This is a genomic window from Campylobacter concisus, assembly GCF_003048405.1.
In the GTDB taxonomy this organism is placed as follows: Bacteria; Campylobacterota; Campylobacteria; order Campylobacterales; family Campylobacteraceae; genus Campylobacter_A; species Campylobacter_A concisus_Q.
On the sequence record NZ_PIQS01000002.1, the window covers coordinates 265997 to 282458 of the forward strand.

18 protein-coding genes and 1 tRNA gene are annotated in these 16462 nt (G+C 34.8%); 5 read left to right on the forward strand and 14 right to left on the reverse strand.

Features of this window, described 5'->3' with window-relative positions:
- Position 1: 1 nt before the first annotated feature.
- The 5 genes from CVT18_RS06770 (at position 2) to CVT18_RS06790 (ending at position 3737) form a co-directional block, all read left to right on the forward strand.
- Positions 2-598, forward strand: a complete 597-nt coding sequence (locus CVT18_RS06770) for a thioredoxin (protein ID WP_103628914.1) — start codon at positions 2-4, stop codon at positions 596-598.
- A 62-nt stretch (positions 599-660) separates the two neighbouring features.
- Positions 661-1095 (forward strand): flagellar basal body rod protein FlgB, encoded by a 435-nt coding sequence (flgB, locus tag CVT18_RS06775; RefSeq protein WP_054196421.1) that lies wholly within the window; start codon positions 661-663, stop codon positions 1093-1095.
- Positions 1096-1103: 8 nt separating this feature from the next.
- Positions 1104-1604 (forward strand): flagellar basal body rod protein FlgC, encoded by a 501-nt coding sequence (flgC, locus tag CVT18_RS06780; protein ID WP_107824356.1) that lies wholly within the window; start codon positions 1104-1106, stop codon positions 1602-1604.
- Positions 1604-1897, forward strand: a complete 294-nt coding sequence (fliE, locus tag CVT18_RS06785) for a flagellar hook-basal body complex protein FliE (RefSeq protein ID WP_021090507.1) — start codon at positions 1604-1606, stop codon at positions 1895-1897. Before flgC ends, fliE begins: the two co-directional genes overlap by 1 nt.
- A gap of 7 nt (positions 1898-1904) precedes the next feature.
- Entirely contained in the window at positions 1905-3737 is a 1833-nt protein-coding gene (locus tag CVT18_RS06790; protein ID WP_103628960.1) for a peptidoglycan D,D-transpeptidase FtsI family protein, read from the forward strand.
- Between the two features lie 111 nt (positions 3738-3848).
- Here the strand turns inward: CVT18_RS06790 and CVT18_RS06795 are convergent, their stop codons facing one another.
- From CVT18_RS06795 to CVT18_RS06860, 14 genes are all read right to left on the reverse strand, one after another.
- Positions 3849-4349 (reverse strand): hypothetical protein, encoded by a 501-nt coding sequence (locus tag CVT18_RS06795; protein ID WP_234410298.1) that lies wholly within the window; start codon positions 4347-4349, stop codon positions 3849-3851.
- Between the two features lie 54 nt (positions 4350-4403).
- Positions 4404-4778: a fatty-acid--CoA ligase gene (locus tag CVT18_RS06800; protein ID WP_234410299.1), complete on the reverse strand. Its 375-nt coding sequence runs from the start codon at positions 4776-4778 to the stop codon at positions 4404-4406.
- A gap of 57 nt (positions 4779-4835) precedes the next feature.
- A complete protein-coding gene (ccsA, locus tag CVT18_RS06805) occupies positions 4836-7931 on the reverse strand; it encodes a cytochrome c biogenesis protein CcsA (protein WP_107824358.1) in 3096 nt (1031 codons plus the stop codon).
- A 45-nt stretch (positions 7932-7976) separates the two neighbouring features.
- The gene (locus CVT18_RS06810) at positions 7977-8534 is read right to left on the reverse strand and encodes a c-type cytochrome (RefSeq protein WP_103628911.1); all 558 of its coding nucleotides are present in this window, start codon (positions 8532-8534) and stop codon (positions 7977-7979) included.
- Positions 8535-8626: 92 nt separating this feature from the next.
- Positions 8627-9901 (reverse strand): OprD family outer membrane porin, encoded by a 1275-nt coding sequence (locus CVT18_RS06815; RefSeq protein WP_103628910.1) that lies wholly within the window; start codon positions 9899-9901, stop codon positions 8627-8629.
- A 255-nt stretch (positions 9902-10156) separates the two neighbouring features.
- A complete protein-coding gene (locus CVT18_RS06820; protein WP_103628909.1) occupies positions 10157-10594 on the reverse strand; it encodes a hypothetical protein in 438 nt (145 codons plus the stop codon).
- 133 nt (positions 10595-10727) lie between these two features.
- Entirely contained in the window at positions 10728-11315 is a 588-nt protein-coding gene (locus CVT18_RS06825; protein ID WP_103628908.1) for a hydrogenase-4 component G, read from the reverse strand.
- 82 nt (positions 11316-11397) lie between these two features.
- Positions 11398-11832, reverse strand: coding sequence for a Dps family protein (locus CVT18_RS06830; protein ID WP_021090517.1), 435 nt, complete (start codon positions 11830-11832; stop codon positions 11398-11400).
- Positions 11833-11981: 149 nt separating this feature from the next.
- Positions 11982-12359: a rhodanese-like domain-containing protein gene (locus CVT18_RS06835; protein WP_103628907.1), complete on the reverse strand. Its 378-nt coding sequence runs from the start codon at positions 12357-12359 to the stop codon at positions 11982-11984.
- 375 nt (positions 12360-12734) lie between these two features.
- A tRNA-Arg gene (locus CVT18_RS06840) sits at positions 12735-12811 on the reverse strand.
- A gap of 79 nt (positions 12812-12890) precedes the next feature.
- Positions 12891-14969, reverse strand: coding sequence for an elongation factor G (gene fusA / locus CVT18_RS06845; protein WP_103628906.1), 2079 nt, complete (start codon positions 14967-14969; stop codon positions 12891-12893).
- 12 nt (positions 14970-14981) lie between these two features.
- On the reverse strand, positions 14982-15452 hold the full coding sequence (rpsG, locus tag CVT18_RS06850) for a 30S ribosomal protein S7 (RefSeq protein WP_021090980.1): 471 nt from the start codon (positions 15450-15452) through the stop codon (positions 14982-14984).
- 78 nt (positions 15453-15530) lie between these two features.
- Entirely contained in the window at positions 15531-15929 is a 399-nt protein-coding gene (gene rpsL / locus CVT18_RS06855; protein WP_103604833.1) for a 30S ribosomal protein S12, read from the reverse strand.
- 131 nt (positions 15930-16060) lie between these two features.
- Positions 16061-16450, reverse strand: coding sequence for a DoxX family protein (locus CVT18_RS06860; RefSeq protein WP_103628905.1), 390 nt, complete (start codon positions 16448-16450; stop codon positions 16061-16063).
- Positions 16451-16462 lie beyond the last annotated feature (12 nt).

Here is a 16462-nt window from a genome sequence, read left to right on the forward strand (position 1 = left end):
GATGAAAAATTTACTCGTTTTAATAATCGCTTTATTTACTTTTTTTGGTTGTGGTGAAGATGAGAGTAGTAGTTTAAATTTTAAAGAATTCAGTCCAAATGAAGAGGTCAAACTTATAGATGTAAGTGGCAAGGAGCTTACTTTAGTTCGAAAAGATCACGGCTTTGCTATCAAAAATGATGAAAATAAAGTTTTAATGATAGACATTTTTGGTACATTTTGCCCGCCTTGTCAAAAGGAGGCAGCTGAACTTACAAAATATCAGCTTGAAAACAAAGATAAATTTACACTAATTGGACTAACTCACTTTGAAAATGTCACAAATGAGTATGTTTTGCATGAATTTATGCAAAAATTTAATGCCTACTATTTCATAACAAACGATCAAAAGATAAATGACAGACTTGCCGAACAGATCGTAAGAGACATCGAATATAAACACGAGATCGCACTACCTTTTAAAGTAGTGATAAAAAATGGCGAATATCAAATTTTAACAGACGTAGATAGCGGACAATACGGGGTAAAATACTATCTTGGCGGCATAAAAGTCACAAAAATGGAAGAAGATCTGGCAAAAATTTATGAGACAAAATAAATTTGCCCTATATTTGGAACATCGTTTGCTTATAAAAATGTGAAATTTCATAAGGATTTTAAATGTTTGTTTTAGATAAATCAAAATCTAGCCCACTTGTTGAATCAGCCCTTGCAGGTAGAGAGTTACGTCAAAAACTAATCTCTGGCAATCTTGCAAACGTTGATACACCATTTTATAAAGCTAGAGATATAAGATTTGAAGATGTTTTAAAAGAAAAAGCAAATGAAATTTATAACACTTCAAGCCAAAAAAAGCTACAACTTGCTAAGACAAACGAAGCACATATGGCTGCAGTTGATTTTCCAAAAAGCGACACAGCTCAAATTTTCTTGCGTGACGGTCACATGGCTAGAAACGACGCAAATACAGTTGACCTTGACGTAGAAACAACAGAAATGGGTAAAAACACAGTTATGATAAACGCCCTTGATAACGCATACAAGGCTCAAAGCAATATCTTTAAAAGCGTAATAGACGCAAGCGCTAAGAACTAGGAGAGATGATGTCATACTTAAATGATTTTGATATTAGTGGATACGGACTAAGCGCACAACGCTTCAGGATGAACGTCATCAGCTCAAATATAGCAAATGCTCAAACTACAAGAACAGCTGAAGGTGGGCCATATAGAAGGCAAGAGGTCATCTTTAAAGAGATGAACTTTGATAAAATTTTAAACGATCAGCTTAAAAGCTCACAAAGTCTGCTTGATTATGAAAATCCGCTTGACGATCCAAGCTCACCAAAAAACGCTTACCCTGCCCTAACTAGCGTGATCGTAGATAAAGTGATGCGTGATGATAAGGACTTTCAGCTAAAATATGACCCGAGCCATCCGGACGCAAATGCAAATGGCTACGTCGCATTTCCAAATATAAATCCAGTCATCGAGATGTCTGACCTGCTTGAAGCAACGAGGGCATATCAAGCAAACGTGGCAGCCTTTCAAAACGCAAAAACAATAGCACAAAGTGCGATATCACTTATTTCAGGACAAGCATAATGATAAATAGTATAAATTTAGACAAAATAAATAAAAACGAAAATTCAAATAAAATAGCAAAAGCAGGCGAAGAAGGCGGCTTTGAAAATGCTCTAAACGACTCTTTAAAAGAGCTAAATAAAGTCCAAATCAACGCAGATAAAGCCATAGCTGACCTTGCAACTGGCGAGGTAAAAGATCTTCACCAAGCTGCTATTGCGATAGGCAAAGCAGAGACTAGCATGAAGCTTATGCTAGAAATTCGCAACAAAGCACTAAGTGCTTATAAAGAAATTTCTAGAACACAAATTTAAGTCATTAATGAATTCCAGAAAATCAAAAATAACCATACTTTTTTTATTAATTACTTTTGGAATTTCAATATTCGTACTTGTCATATTTTATAGGGCAAGTATCGAGCGAAAGCTTCCTAGACTTCAAACAAGCGATATAAACACAGCAATTCGTGGCAATATAATCACAAAAGATGGCTTTAGCATCTCTTCAAGCCAAAAACTCTACAAAGTGATGCTTGATACTAGAAACATCGATCCTAATAAAAAAGAGATGTTTATCAAACTATATTCGCTTTACAGCGGCGACGATCCAAACAAAGTAAGAAAGATCATAAATGGTACAAAAGGTATTGTTACGCTCTCATATAGCATTGATGCAAAGGGCGCTACCTACCTTCAAGAGCTCTCAAGAAAGCTAAATCGCAAGAGCATTTTGGTTTCATACCTTGATCCAAAAACAGGACTTGCTTCATTTCAGGGCATGAGAGTAATGGAGAGCGGCCAAAATCGTAAATTTATGTCAAAAGATGCCCTCACACCAGCTATTGGCTACGTGAGCAAAACTGAAAGTGACGCGCTTACAAAAAGCAAAGGCGTAAAAGGTCTTGAGAGATATTATGAAGATTATTTAGCTCCTATACAAAATGCAAAAATTTTAGGGCCTCGTGATATTGGAAATAATATTATTTTAACAAGTGACTCAAATTTAGCAACAAGAGTAGATGGCTACAATGCGGTACTTTCTATACCATTAAAATTTCAAACTAAACTAGAGCAAATTTTAGATGAAAAGCGTGAATTTCTAGATGCAAAAGAGTTAGTTATATGCATAATGAATAGCAAAAATGGAGAAATTTTAGCCCTAGCTTCTAGCTCAAGGTATGATCCTTCAAATATAAGAAAGCAAGATTATAGCGCTCTAAATTCGACTGTTAGTGAATATGCTTATGAAGTTGGCTCAGTTTTTAAACCATTTATATTTTCTATCTTACTTCAAGAGAAGAAAGTAAATCCATTCGAGCTTGTAAATACCTATAATGGCCGATATCAACTTGGCAAAAGGATAATCAAAGATACCCATCCAGAGCCTTTTATGAGCGCTGAAGATATAATCGTGCACAGTTCAAACATCGGCATGATTCAGCTTGTTGAGCGTTTAAATGGGCCACAAATTTATCAAGGACTTTTAAATTTTGGCTTTTCAAGAAAGACTGGCATAGATCTACCTTACGAGCAAGTAGGTATGATGCCAACAGTTACAAAGCTAAACTCATCGACATATAAGGCGACTGTGAGCTATGGATACGGCTTGCAAGCTACATTTATACAGCTTTTAAAAGCCTATAATACATTTAATAATAAAGGCATTGAAGTTACTCCTCACATGGTTGCCTACTTAGAGAGAAATGGAAAAAGATACGATTTGCCAAAGTCCGAGCCAGCTCAAGTTATATCACAAGAGACCGCAAAGATAATGAAGAGAATTTTAATAAAAACGGTTGAGAAAGGTACTGGACTAAAAGCCTTTACGCCAGGACTTGAGATAGGTGGCAAGACTGGAACTGCACACATTGCTTCAGGTAGTGGTGGATACAGCAACACCTACAATGGCTCATTTTTTGGCTTTGTGAACGACACAAGAGGTAATAGCTACACAATAGGCGTTTTAGCAAGGGATCCTAAAAGACCTTACTACTACTTCGGCGCTCAAAGTGCCTTGCCTATATTTAAAAAGGCAGTTGATCTGATGGTTGAGGATGGATATTTATTTCCTGATGCAAATATAATAGCTGAGTTTGAAGCCAAAAAAGATAAGCTTAAAAACGATAAGACAAAACAAAAGCCTGCTTTGGACTAAAATTTTAAAGATAAGAAAGATATAAAAACTAAGCAAAGCTAAATATAAAAATTTCTCTTGCTTTTTGGCATTTTCTCTAATTGCAAAACCTTTAATGCTCTTAAAATACTTTTAGTTTCTAATAGCAATTAAATTATAAATAGAAAATCTAAACTGATCGAAAAGATTTAAGTCTTTAATATTTTTAGAAGTTATCTCTTTGTCATCTTTGCAGTTTTTTCCGCATAAAAAGAGTAGATAAACAAGCGGCGTAACATAATTAAATCTTAAGAAAAGCGCTACAATGCAATGAAAAAAGCCGTAGTTATATTTGATGCAAACATAAAAACCATAAATTATATAAGCTATCATTAAAATCAAAAAGGCATAGAATACAAAGCTTAAACCAGCATAGTCTGAAATATTTAAAAAGCTACAAACTAAAATAAAAGTACCTACCAAAGTAGGCAATATAATGATTGGAAAAATTAGATGAAGTCCGACTAGATCAAATTTACTCGCATAAACCTTTATGTTATATCTACCTGCAGGAATTATCAAAAATATAGGCAATACGATTGAAAAGAGAATAAGAAATACCACATACATAGAATCAAAATCATAAGAATTCATTTTTAAACCAAACTTAATTTTAAGATATTTTAACTATACTTTTTTTGAATAAATTTATCTACGATTTTTGCGATTTTCTATGCCAATTTTCTCACTCTTTTCTATCTCGACAATATAGCTTGGATTTTTCTTTTTAGCTTCTTTGTCTAAAAAACTGATGAGCTTTGCATCAGAATTTTTATGAGAGCAGATTAAAATTATGAAATTTATATAGTTATTTGCCTCTTTTGGCATGATTTGGTTATTTTTGGCTGGTATACTAAAATTTCCTACAAAGATTTGAATAAGTTCGAAAAGCTCGTTTTTACTTAAACTATTATCACCCGCAAGCTTTTCAAGCTTTTCGATCGTTATCTCTTCTTTTTCTAATGCAAGTTCCTTTGTTTCGGTGCTATAATCCCTATTTCTTAAAAGTATATAGATTAACACACAAATTGCAATTAATAGCAATACAATAAAGAAAACTATTAGACCTTTTATTAGCATCTAAAGCCTTGAGCAAAGTGATCGCTTTGTAAATGCCAAAACACTCATAAGCACCATTATCACGATACTAATCCAGACAAAATCAGGCACTGGTAATGGATCTCCTGCTGCATACGAGTGCATGCCAGCTAAATAAAAATTTACACCAAAATAAGTCATAATAATCGACCAATAAGCAAAAAATGAAGCCACTGCAAACGCATACTGGTTGTTTAGTTTTGGGATAAATCTTATATGAAGAACTGCGGCATAAACAAGTATCGAAACTAGCGCCCAAGTCTCCTTGCTGTCCCAGCCCCAATATCTACCCCAACTCTCGTTCGCCCAAACACCGCCTAGGAAATTTCCAAGAGTAAGCAAGCTAAGTCCTAGTATCATAGCCATCTCATTTATACGGGTAGCTTCGAGGATATTGCGAGAAATTTCTGGATTTGGCTTTTTCTTATTTTGTAAAATGATAAGCAATAGTGTAAAGCCACCAAGTAACGCGCAAAGCCCTAAAAATCCATAACTTGCAGTAATGACAGAAACATGTATTGTTAGCCAGTAGCTTTGAAGCACTGGTACAAGTGTAGTGATCTGTGGATCCATCCAGCTAAGGTGCGCAACAAACAATGTAACACCAGCCAATATTGACGTAAGAGCAAGAGCGATAGGGCTACGTTTTGCAAAGACGATACCAGAAAGTCCTAGAGCCCAAGCGATATAGACCATCGATTCATAAGCATTACTCCAAGGCGCATGCTCAGCAATGTACCAACGAAGTCCAAGTCCGACAGTATGAGCAAGAAAAGCTAGTAAATTTATAATGTATACAACTCTTACAATGCCATTTATCTGAACCTTTGGAGCTAGCATTTTGACAAAAACAAAAAATAAAAGCGCTAGGCCAGCCAAAAGATAAATCGGCGTCAATCGCTCAAAAATTTGAATTTTATTAAACAAAATTTCTATATTTATCTTTTCTTCACTTGGCATTACAGCAGAACCGTACTTTTGCTGATAGGCTGAAATTTTATCAAGTGCAGCATCAGCCTTACTCCAATCACTATCTTTTGTTGCTGCATCAACTGCTGCAAAATACTCTCTCATCATATTAATGACTAGATCGGCCTCCTTAGGCGGAAAGTACATCATTGCACTAGCAGGCGAATACCAAGAGTTTGATGGGTCATCTTGTTTTGGAAAAATTTTAAAAATTTCACCAATAAATATCATATAAAAAACATTCAATCTCTCGTCGATCTTTATCACATCTTTATCAAATGTATTGCGTGATCCAGGATGCTTACGATTAGCAATTTCAGCAAATTTTGTGAGTTTATATTCACTTCCACCATCTTTTGTGGCTCTAAAAAAATCATTAAAACTTGCATATTTTGCATTTTCATCTATGCCAAGCTCTTTTTTTAGCTCCTTGCTTTGTCCAAGTGAGATAATTTTTTCACTTCGCCAAAAATCAGGCGTTACCATTATTGAAAGCATCGCTTGATTCGAGTTTAGACTATTTATGTTCTCGCTTCTATGTATTTTATTTAAAATTTCTTTGCTAAGAGTGTCAAACGGCTTCATTCTACCATCTGAGCTTTGTACAATAAGCCTAGAAAGCTTTTGTGTGTGCTCTTTGCTGATATTAGGCAAAAAGTCTTCAGCCTTTAATGAGCTAAAATTTAAACTTAAAAGCATAATGGCAATGATAGCAACAACCTTTTTACCGTCTTTTGTTGATTCATTATCGATTAACTTAGCTAGCTTTCTAAAACGACTACCAGGATTTACAACATTTAACACAAAGCCAAGTCCAAGCAAAAAGTAGCCGATATAAGTTGGTATCTTGCCTGGATCTTTATTTACAGAGAGAATGGTTCCTTTTTCATCTGTATCGTATGAACTTTGGAAGAATCTATAACCATCATAGTCAAGCACATGATTCATATAAATTTTATAGTCAAGCCCCGACATGTTTGTATCGTCTTTTACAATAACTTCACTTGAGTAGCTCATAGGCGAATTTGAACCAGGATATCTTTTAAGCTCAAAGTCTTTTAAGTATAGGCTAAACGGAAGTTTAACTTGCTGCGCGCCCCATGAAGCGTTAAATTTTTGTCCAGCCACAGCCAAGCGTGAAGGCTCTGTTAGGTTATAAAAAATATGCATCTCTTTACTCTCGCCTTTATAATTTAATTCAGCTATCAAGGCGTTAAATTCGCTATCTTTTGTACTAACTAGCTTTCTTGAAGCATGAGCTGAAACTAATCTTGGAGCAAAATTTATATTTGAAATAGTATAAAGACTACCCATGCCAAATTCATTTACGCTACCAGCTTTTAACTCAGTTTTTGAGCTATCACTCATTGTAAATTTTGAAAGATCGGTATTTGAAGTAACTGTGAAATTTCCGTCCACTAATTTAAAAAGTACATATTTTTTACTCTCGTCTGGCTTAGCATTAAAGATAAAACTAATATCTGCAACTCTTGCTTCCTCTTCTTCTAACAAGAAGATTTCTTCACTTTCACTCTCGTTTGAAACCACAAATTCCACTACTGGTTGCCCATTTTTATCATCCACAAACTTATAACTTGCATTTGGCACAAATTCTTTAAATTTTAAATTAGCTTCATTATCTACTATTTTTAGCTTTAGATCAAAACCTTTTTTTGCATCAGAAAGTCCTAGTGGCAAAGCAGCGTTTAACTCTTCTCCATTATCGTTTAACGCGGTTAAATTTAAATAGGATATTTTTGTCGTAACGATATTTGACTGAGTTTTTTCTCTTATATGCATATCAGCCTCAAAGCCAAGGTATCTTGTTATACCAGCACCGATTAAGATAACGATAAAACCAAGATGAAAGATAAGCGAAGGTAGTTTTTTTGGATCTATTAAATTATATCTAAAGATATTATAGGTCAAATTTATACCAAGAAGTAGTTGAATGAGCGCAAACCAGCTGGCACCATAAACATAGTACCATGCAGCTTCTGTACTAGTTTTACTTTCTATTATCGTAGCGGCTCCGCTAGCTATGGCAAAGATTATCATCAAAATGATAGCTGAGCCCATACTTAAAAATAATGATTTTGGATTTAACATCTGCTTCCTTTTATTTATATTATGACAAAGCTATCAAAGTGAAACTTATCTTAAATAACTACCTTGCTTTGTTTGAGTAGAGACCGGTTTGTTTTCATTTGCATCTTGTTCAGCAAATGCATCTTTACCTTTTAGATAGGCGAGAATCGCGCCAAGATCATTATTTGAAAGAATTTTAGCTTGGTTTTGCATTACATTTTTACCGCTTCCGCCAAAACTTGAGTCACTTCTATAAGAGATGATGCTATCTTCAATATCCTTAGCATCCATATTTTTTAGAGGTATTGAACCAAATGGCCTTTTATCAGCATTCTCGCCATGACAGCTAGCACATTGCTTTTCATAAAGCTCCTTACCTAAAGAAACACTATATCTACCCTTTCTATCAACGCCTAATTTTAAAATTCTATTATCTTTATAGCGTCTTGGATCTTCATCAACATAAACATTTACTTTTTCGTTTCTATCATTAGCCTGCTTTTTTGCCATTTCAGCAAGTTCTTTACCAAACTCACCACGAGCTTCTATATAGTAGACTTGTGAAGCTGCAAAGGCATTTGCCACCAAAAAACACGCCAAAAAAGAAATTTTAATACTTTTCATAACTTTCCTTAAAATTTTGCTCTAAATTTAAAAATCCCGGATCAGATTGCTCCGACCCGGGATTATATCATAAGTTGATTAATGAGCTACGATTAGAATGAGTATTTAGCTTCAAATCTGAATTGATCTTCTTTGTTTTTAGCCTCATCAGCAAATTTTGAAGTTTTGAATGCATAGTATGAGCTAAATGTTAACTTTTTGCTATATGCGTATGCAAATCTTGGAGTAATCTCTTCAACTTTTTCTTTGCCATTTTTGCCAGGAGCTGCAGCATGTTTAATATGACCTTTTATGTAGTCAGCACCAACTGTGAATTTATCAAATGTATATCCAGCTGTTGCATATATTAAGTTAGCTTTACCATCAGCCCAAGTTGGATCAAGTGTAAGCTCACCAACATCTATTAGACTACCTTTATCCTCAAAAGCAAATGATGTTACGCCTTTATTATCAACTTTCCAACCCATATAACCAGCTCTCAAATCAAAGCCAAATAGTGAAGCTGTAAGTTCGCCAGTATAGAAGTTACCATCATTATAGTTTGCAACGCCATTAGATTCACTTATAGCTTTAGAAAGATGTGCTTTTGCACTTTTATCTACAGTAGTATTTATATAGTTAACTCTACCTCCTAAGCTAACATCATCATTTATAGCAAAATTTGCTGAAACATCAGCTGCAAGTAGGTCAGCTAGATTTGTTAAGCTAGCATACCATAGTTGGAAATTGATAGGATCATATGAACCAGCGATGCCAGCTGCATATAGATTACCTGCATCATAATCATTTAAATTATTTGTAATTTCATACAACTCGCCATCACTTTCAACACTATCACCCTCAATTGCGTCAAAAGCTAGAGCTGTTAGAGTAAGTCCTTCAATATCTTCATTTACTACTCTTACACCAGTACCAATAGCATCATCTGTAAAGAATGAGCCGATCTCTTGTTTGCCAGCTGTTATAGTAGTGTTTCCAGCTTTATAACCAAGATAGAACTGATGAACTCTAAATGGCTCAGTTGTATTAGTTTTATCTGTGCCAATTCCTTGACTACCTTGATCGTTCTGAGTATTATCACCAGAATTATCAGTAGCGTTATATCTTAAACCAATAACGCCAAAGAAGTTATCATCAATGGCAGCTTTAAAATTTGCTACAGCTTTAAATTGATGACCAGCTAATGAGCCAGACTCTGATTTTGTATTAGAAAACTCACCGTGTTTTTTATCATTTGTATATCTATATCTTGCAAATCCTGAAAGATCTACATTTTTTATAGCTTCTTCAAGTGGAGTAGCACTTGCTACGCTTGAAAATGCACCTAAAGCAACCAAAGTGGCTAAACTAATTTTTGTTAGTTTCATTTTTTCTCCTTTTAAGGTTTTGTGCTGACGATTATAATCAATAAAATTTAACATGAAGCTTAAAATTTTTAATTTCAGTTACCGATTGTTTACCGTAATTAATCAAAAATAGGCAAAAGTTGATAATTTTAAATAAAACAAGGACAAAATTTTAAAGAAGTAAAAAGAAAAAGGGGCTGTTGCTTTGCCCCTTAAAAGGAGTTCTAGTTTTGATTGCTGTTGAAATTATATAAGCAAGCAGTAAATCAACGGTAATTAAAAAGAAATTTTTTCCTCTTTTGGCACTTCGATATTTGTTTTTACATTTTTTCTTTTAATAATCACTTCATTTTGCGGCTTTTTTATACCATTATATAAGCCACTAGAGCCACCCTCTTTTATAAGAAGCATATCTATAAGTTTATCTGCATAAAATGTCGCATAGACTAAGTCGCCTTTATCATAATAGTATCTATTTGCACAAAAATTTGCTTTATTGAGTTTGTGATTTTTTGTATCGCTCGCCACTATTTCATAGCAGTATTTTGAATCTTTATATGTAACCTCTTTTATAAAACCTTTGATCGAGCTTTTTGCTGGTGTATTTTGCATGACCTGTCTTGGCTGTTTTCGCACTGGTGGGTTATCCTCAAAAAATGAGCAACCCAAAAACATGATAGCAGTTGTCAGTGGAAGTAAAATTTTAGCTTTCATCTCTTCTCCTTAGTGTAAAACGGAGAAGTATAACTTTTAAGATTAAATAAATTTTGCGGGAAATTAAAGGCTCGTATCTAAATTTATATACACGATCATATAAATTTATCTTAGGCGAGACTGCCTAAGATAGTTAAGCTGAAACATTTAAAACGTTACCGCCAAGCTCGGCGATCTTTTTATCAAGTGTCTCAAGGGTCTTTTCAATAGTCTTTTGAGAAATTTCAGGAAGCTCACCTCCCCAAATTTTCTTCGCATCCTCAAAACCCTTTGCCACACCCTCTCTACCAGCTTTTAGCTTTTCCACGTCATCACCTGCACCATTTAGCACAAAGCTAGCTATCCTATCAGCCGTATTTGCGATACCAAAAAATCCATTCTCACTAATAAGATCATTTGCCTCGTCACTACTTAGCTCGTTTAAAGATTTACCGTTATAGCCGATACTTGCAAGATCAAGTCCTGATAAAATTTCTGATAAATTTTTAGGCGTATTAAAGCTTAAGCCACCTTGAGCTAATAAATTTGAACTACTACTTTTAACGATCTCTTTTTGATACTGCAAAAAGTAGCTATTTGAAATATCTTTGGCTGTTAAATTTGTAATTTCAGACTCTTTTTTAGAGATATCCTTTTCATCTTTATGAAGTGAAATTTCTGATTTTACATTTCCTTTTAGGCTTGAACTATTATATGAGTTTGCGATTTGAGAAATTTTCATTTTGGCTCCTTAGAATTTATAAAATCAATATCGCCAAAAAGTAGAATTTATTTAGATAGAGCGGGAAAACTCCCGCTAGTAGTTATTTGCTAAGTGTTGCGTTTAGCATCCAGATGGCTTTTTCAAATTTTGCGATTTGATCTTGTGCATACATTTGAGTTGTTGTATCGCCTTCTGCAAGCTCGTCAAGCTTTTTAAACTCGCCCAAAAGGTGTTTATAATCAGCCAAGACAATCTCTAAAACCTCAGTTGGAGTGTAAATTTCTTTTGGCTCGTGTTTGATATGAGTAACTTTTGCTAGCTCCTCAGCCTTGACGATAGGTCTACCACCAAGCATAAGAGCCCTCTCTGCTGCATCGTCAAATATTTCACTCATATCTTCATAAGCTTTTTCTGTGTATTCATGAACACTAAAAAATTGAATACCTTTTACATTCCAGTGAAGATCGTGAAATTTAATATAAAGTGCATTTGCATCAGCCTGAATAACATTTAATTGTAAAATAACTTTTGACATTTTGTCTCCTTCTTTATTATAAATATGATGAAATTATATATAACTAGAGTTAATCAGCGGTTAATCAAATAATAAATTTTATTATTTGATATAAAATTTGACTACAAAATAAAATTATCTTGTAGTCAAACGTAGAATCATAAATTTTTCTATTTTTTATATGGTGTAGTTTTGTAGCCTTGCTCGATTAAACTACTCATGCCACCATCCAAATTTATAATCTTAAGATCTGAATTATCTATCGCTTCTGCTGCTGCTGTGCTTCTTCTGCCACTTCTGCAAACAAGAGCGATAGGCTTTTTGATATCAACTGCCTTTGAAAGCTCATCTAAAAATGCACTCTTGTCACTTGGATCAAAAGTTATGGTCTTCGCACCAGCTATGATGCCAGTCTCTTGCCACTCAGATGGAGTTCTAATATCGACAATCTGATCATATTTTTTGATCTCATCTGGGCTTATATTAACAGTTTTGACGTCAGCTGACAACATACAACAAACAGCTCCTAAAAGTAAAATTTTTTTCATCTACTCTCCTTAAACAAATTTTTGAAATGTTAGCACGGATTATTAAATATATAAAAATTTTTGTTGATAAAATTTATTAGTTTAGATAAAAATTAATAATATAACGTATTGATAAAAAAGCTAAACCTACTACGAATGCATATATAGATAAACTGACTAGATTGATAAAAATATATTCACTTGCCATTACATTTTTAAAAATTTTTCTTTGATTTTAGTGATCTTATTTTTTTAAAAGTTTATTCTTTTTATTTTTTCTTTTACTCTATTTGCTGATCAGCATAAGAATATTTTTTATAAATTGCTATATCTTAATTGTACGTTTTAGTATATACTTGTTTGAGTATTTTGTATTTTATAAAGATGATTATATAATGGTGTCCCCAACAGGGTTCGAACCTGTGGCCTTAGAATTAGGAATTCTACGCTCTATCCAGCTGAGCTATGAGGACAGTTCATATATTTTATAGATAGGTTTTATCAGAATAAATAATTTTTGAAGGACAGATTACTCTGCCCTTCTTTGGTTAATTAGCCATTTCTTTTTTTAATGATCTCATCACTTACGTTTTTAGGAACTTCTTCGTAGTGATCAAATTCCATTGAATAAGTTGCACGGCCTTGAGTCATTGAGCGAAGATCTGTTGAATAGCCAAACATTTGAGCTAATGGACAATAAGCTGCAATGATCTTTACGCCATTTCTATCATCCATTGAATTTACTTGGCCACGGCGTTTATTAAGGTCGCCTATAACATCACCCATATACTCTTCTGGAGTTTCTACTTCAACCTTCATCATAGGCTCAAGAATAACAGCACCTGCTTTTCTAGCACCTTCCTTAAAGCCCATTGAAGCAGCAAGCTTAAATGCCATTTCAGACGAGTCAACTTCGTGGTAACTACCATCAAAAAGTGTAACTTTAACATCTTCAACTGGATATCCAGCAAGAACACCGCTTTGAAGCGCTTCTTTACAACCTTTTTCAACAGCTGGGATATATTCTTTTGGAACAACACCACCTTTGATGTCGTTAACAAATTCAAATCCGCTAGCAGCTGGAAGTGGCTCGATGCGTAAGAATACGTGACCGTATTGACCACGACCACCTGATTGTTTAGCATACTTATACTCTTGCTCAACTGCCTTACGGATAGTTTCGCGGTAAGCAACTTGTGGCTGACCAACTTCAGCATCAACTTTAAATTCACGAAGCATACGATCAACAATGATCTCTAGGTGAAGCTCACCCATACCACTAATGATAGTTTGTCCACTCTCTTCATCAGTGCTAACTCTAAAGCTTGGATCTTCTTGAGCTAGTTTTTGAAGTGCTATTGCCATTTTTTCCTGGTCTGCTTTTGTTTTTGGCTCAACTGCAACGCTAATAACTGGCTCTGGGAAGTCCATTCTCTCGAGGATAACTTTATCTTTTTCGCTTGCAAGAGTATCACCAGTTAGAGTGTTTTTTAGACCAACAACAGCACCGATTTCACCAGCGAAAAGTTCTGTAATCTCTTCACGTTTATTTGAGTGCATTTTTAGTAAGCGGCCGATTCTCTCTTTGCAGTCTTGAACTGTGTTGTAAGCATAGCTACCACTTTCAAGGCTACCTCTATAAACACGGATAAATGTTAGCTGTCCAACAAATGGGTCAGTCATAATTTTAAACGCAAGAGCGGCAAATTCGCCATCATCTGTACTTTCAACAGTCACTTCAGTACCATCTTCATAAACACCATTTATCGCTGCAATCTCATCTGGAGCTGGTAAATAATCAACAACAGCATCAAGTAGAGGCTGGATGCCTTTGTTCTTAAACGCAGTTCCGCAAAGCATAGGCGTGATAGTCATTCTTAAGCAGCCTGCTTTTATACCTTTTTTGATCTCTTCTTCAGTTAGCTCTTCACCTGCAAAGAATTTCTCCATCAAACTATCATCTGTCTCAGAAACAGCTTCTATTAGTTTTGCGCGGTATTCTTCGGCCTTATCTTTAACTTCAGCTGGAATTTCTTCTTCAACATAATCAGTTGGCTTTTTCTCGTCATTCCAAACGTATGCTTTCATTCTCACAAGATCAACCACACCTTTAAAGTTATCCTCTGCACCGATTGGAATTTGAATAGGCACTGGATTTGCTTTTAATCTTTCTCTGATCTGCTCTTCAACTCTAAAGAAATTTGCACCAATTCTGTCCATTTTATTTACAAAAACGATTCTTGGTACGTGATATTTATTTGCTTGTCTCCAAACAGTTTCTGATTGTGGTTGAACACCACCAACAGAACAAAATACTGAAACAGCACCGTCAAGAACACGCATAGAACGCTCAACTTCGATAGTAAAGTCAACGTGTCCCGGAGTGTCGATTAGGTTTATTTGATAACCTTTCCAAAAAGCTGTAGTTGCAGCTGAAGTAATAGTAATACCACGCTCTTTTTCTTGTTCCATCCAGTCCATAGTGGCAGCGCCATCATGAACCTCACCTATTTTATGGCTCATACCAGTAAAGAATAAAATTCTCTCACTAGTAGTTGTCTTTCCAGCATCAATGTGAGCCGCAATACCGATATTTCTTACCTTATGTAAAGGCGTTTTTCTCTCTGCCATATTAATTCTTTCTTACCAGCGGTAGTGAGCAAATGCTTTATTAGCTTCTGCCATCTTATAAGTATCTTCCTTCTTCTTGAAAGATGCACCTTTTGAGTTTGCCGCATCTAAGAGCTCATTCGCTAGTTTATCTATCATAGTTCTTTCGCTTCTCTTTCTAGCGTAAGTTATAAGCCAGCGAATAGCAAGAGCTTGTTGGCGAGCTGGGCGAACCTCAACTGGTACTTGATAAGTAGCACCACCAACACGGCGTGATTTAACTTCTAAAATAGGTTTTACATTTTCAATAGCATCGTTAAAAACGTCGATGCCTTTAACCTCAGCATTTTTCTTTTCTATGGCTTTAATAGCACCATACATTATCTCAGTAGCGACGCTTTTTTTTCCATCATACATAAGAGAATTAATAAATTTAGTGATTATTTTATTTCCGTAAATCGGATCAGGTAAGACTTCCCTTACAGGGGCTTTTCTTCTTCTCATTTTGATCTTTCCTTCAAATTTTTATGAAATTTTACTCAAACGTTTGCAAATTTTAGCAACGTCTGCGAACCTAAATTTTTACTTTTTTGTTGCAGCTGTAGCGCCAGCTTTAGGGCGTTTTGCACCATATTTAGAACGAGAAACTGTTCTTTTTGCAACACCAGCAGTATCAAGCGCACCACGAACGATGTGATATTTAACACCTGGTAAGTCTTTAACCCTACCGCCGCGAACTAAAACGATACTGTGTTCTTGTAGGTTATGACCTTCGCCACCGATATAGCTGATGACTTCAAAACCGCTTGTTAGCCTAACTTTGGCAACTTTCCTCAAAGCTGAGTTTGGTTTTTTAGGAGTTGTAGTATAAACCCTAGTGCAAACTCCTCTTCTTTGAGGGCACTCTTTTAACGCTGGAGATTTTGACTTAACAGTCACTTTCTTGCGTTCTTTTCTGACCAATTGATTTATGGTTGGCACAATAATTCCTTTCAACTAAATTTATTAAAAAGACCTAATTTTATTTAAAATAAACTTAAATAACGGTTAATAAGTTAGACTTACTCATCTAATTCTTGATTTTATAAAAACTCTGCTGTCTTTATTTTGTATTAGTCTTGTTTGACAGCATATTTGCCACTACCTATCAAAAGAATACAAAGCGAAATAGCAATATAAAGGTAAATAAGCTCTGATTCAAATCCATTAACCTCGTTTAATGCAAATAAATTTGCAAATCCATAGTACGAGTATAAAATAGTAATACTAGTACCTAAAACTAGGATAGCGCCCACCCTTGAATAAAAACCAATAATTAACATAATTGGCGCTAAGACCTCTCCAAGGTAAGAAAAATATGCCAAAAATCCAGGTAAACCAGCATTTACTAATATACCTTTTACCCCACTAAGTCCATGTAAAATTTTACCAAAACCATGCATAAAAAGGCAGATACCAAGTCCTAAACGTATAAATAAAAGTCCAAGATCAACGTTTTTCATAAATTCTCCATG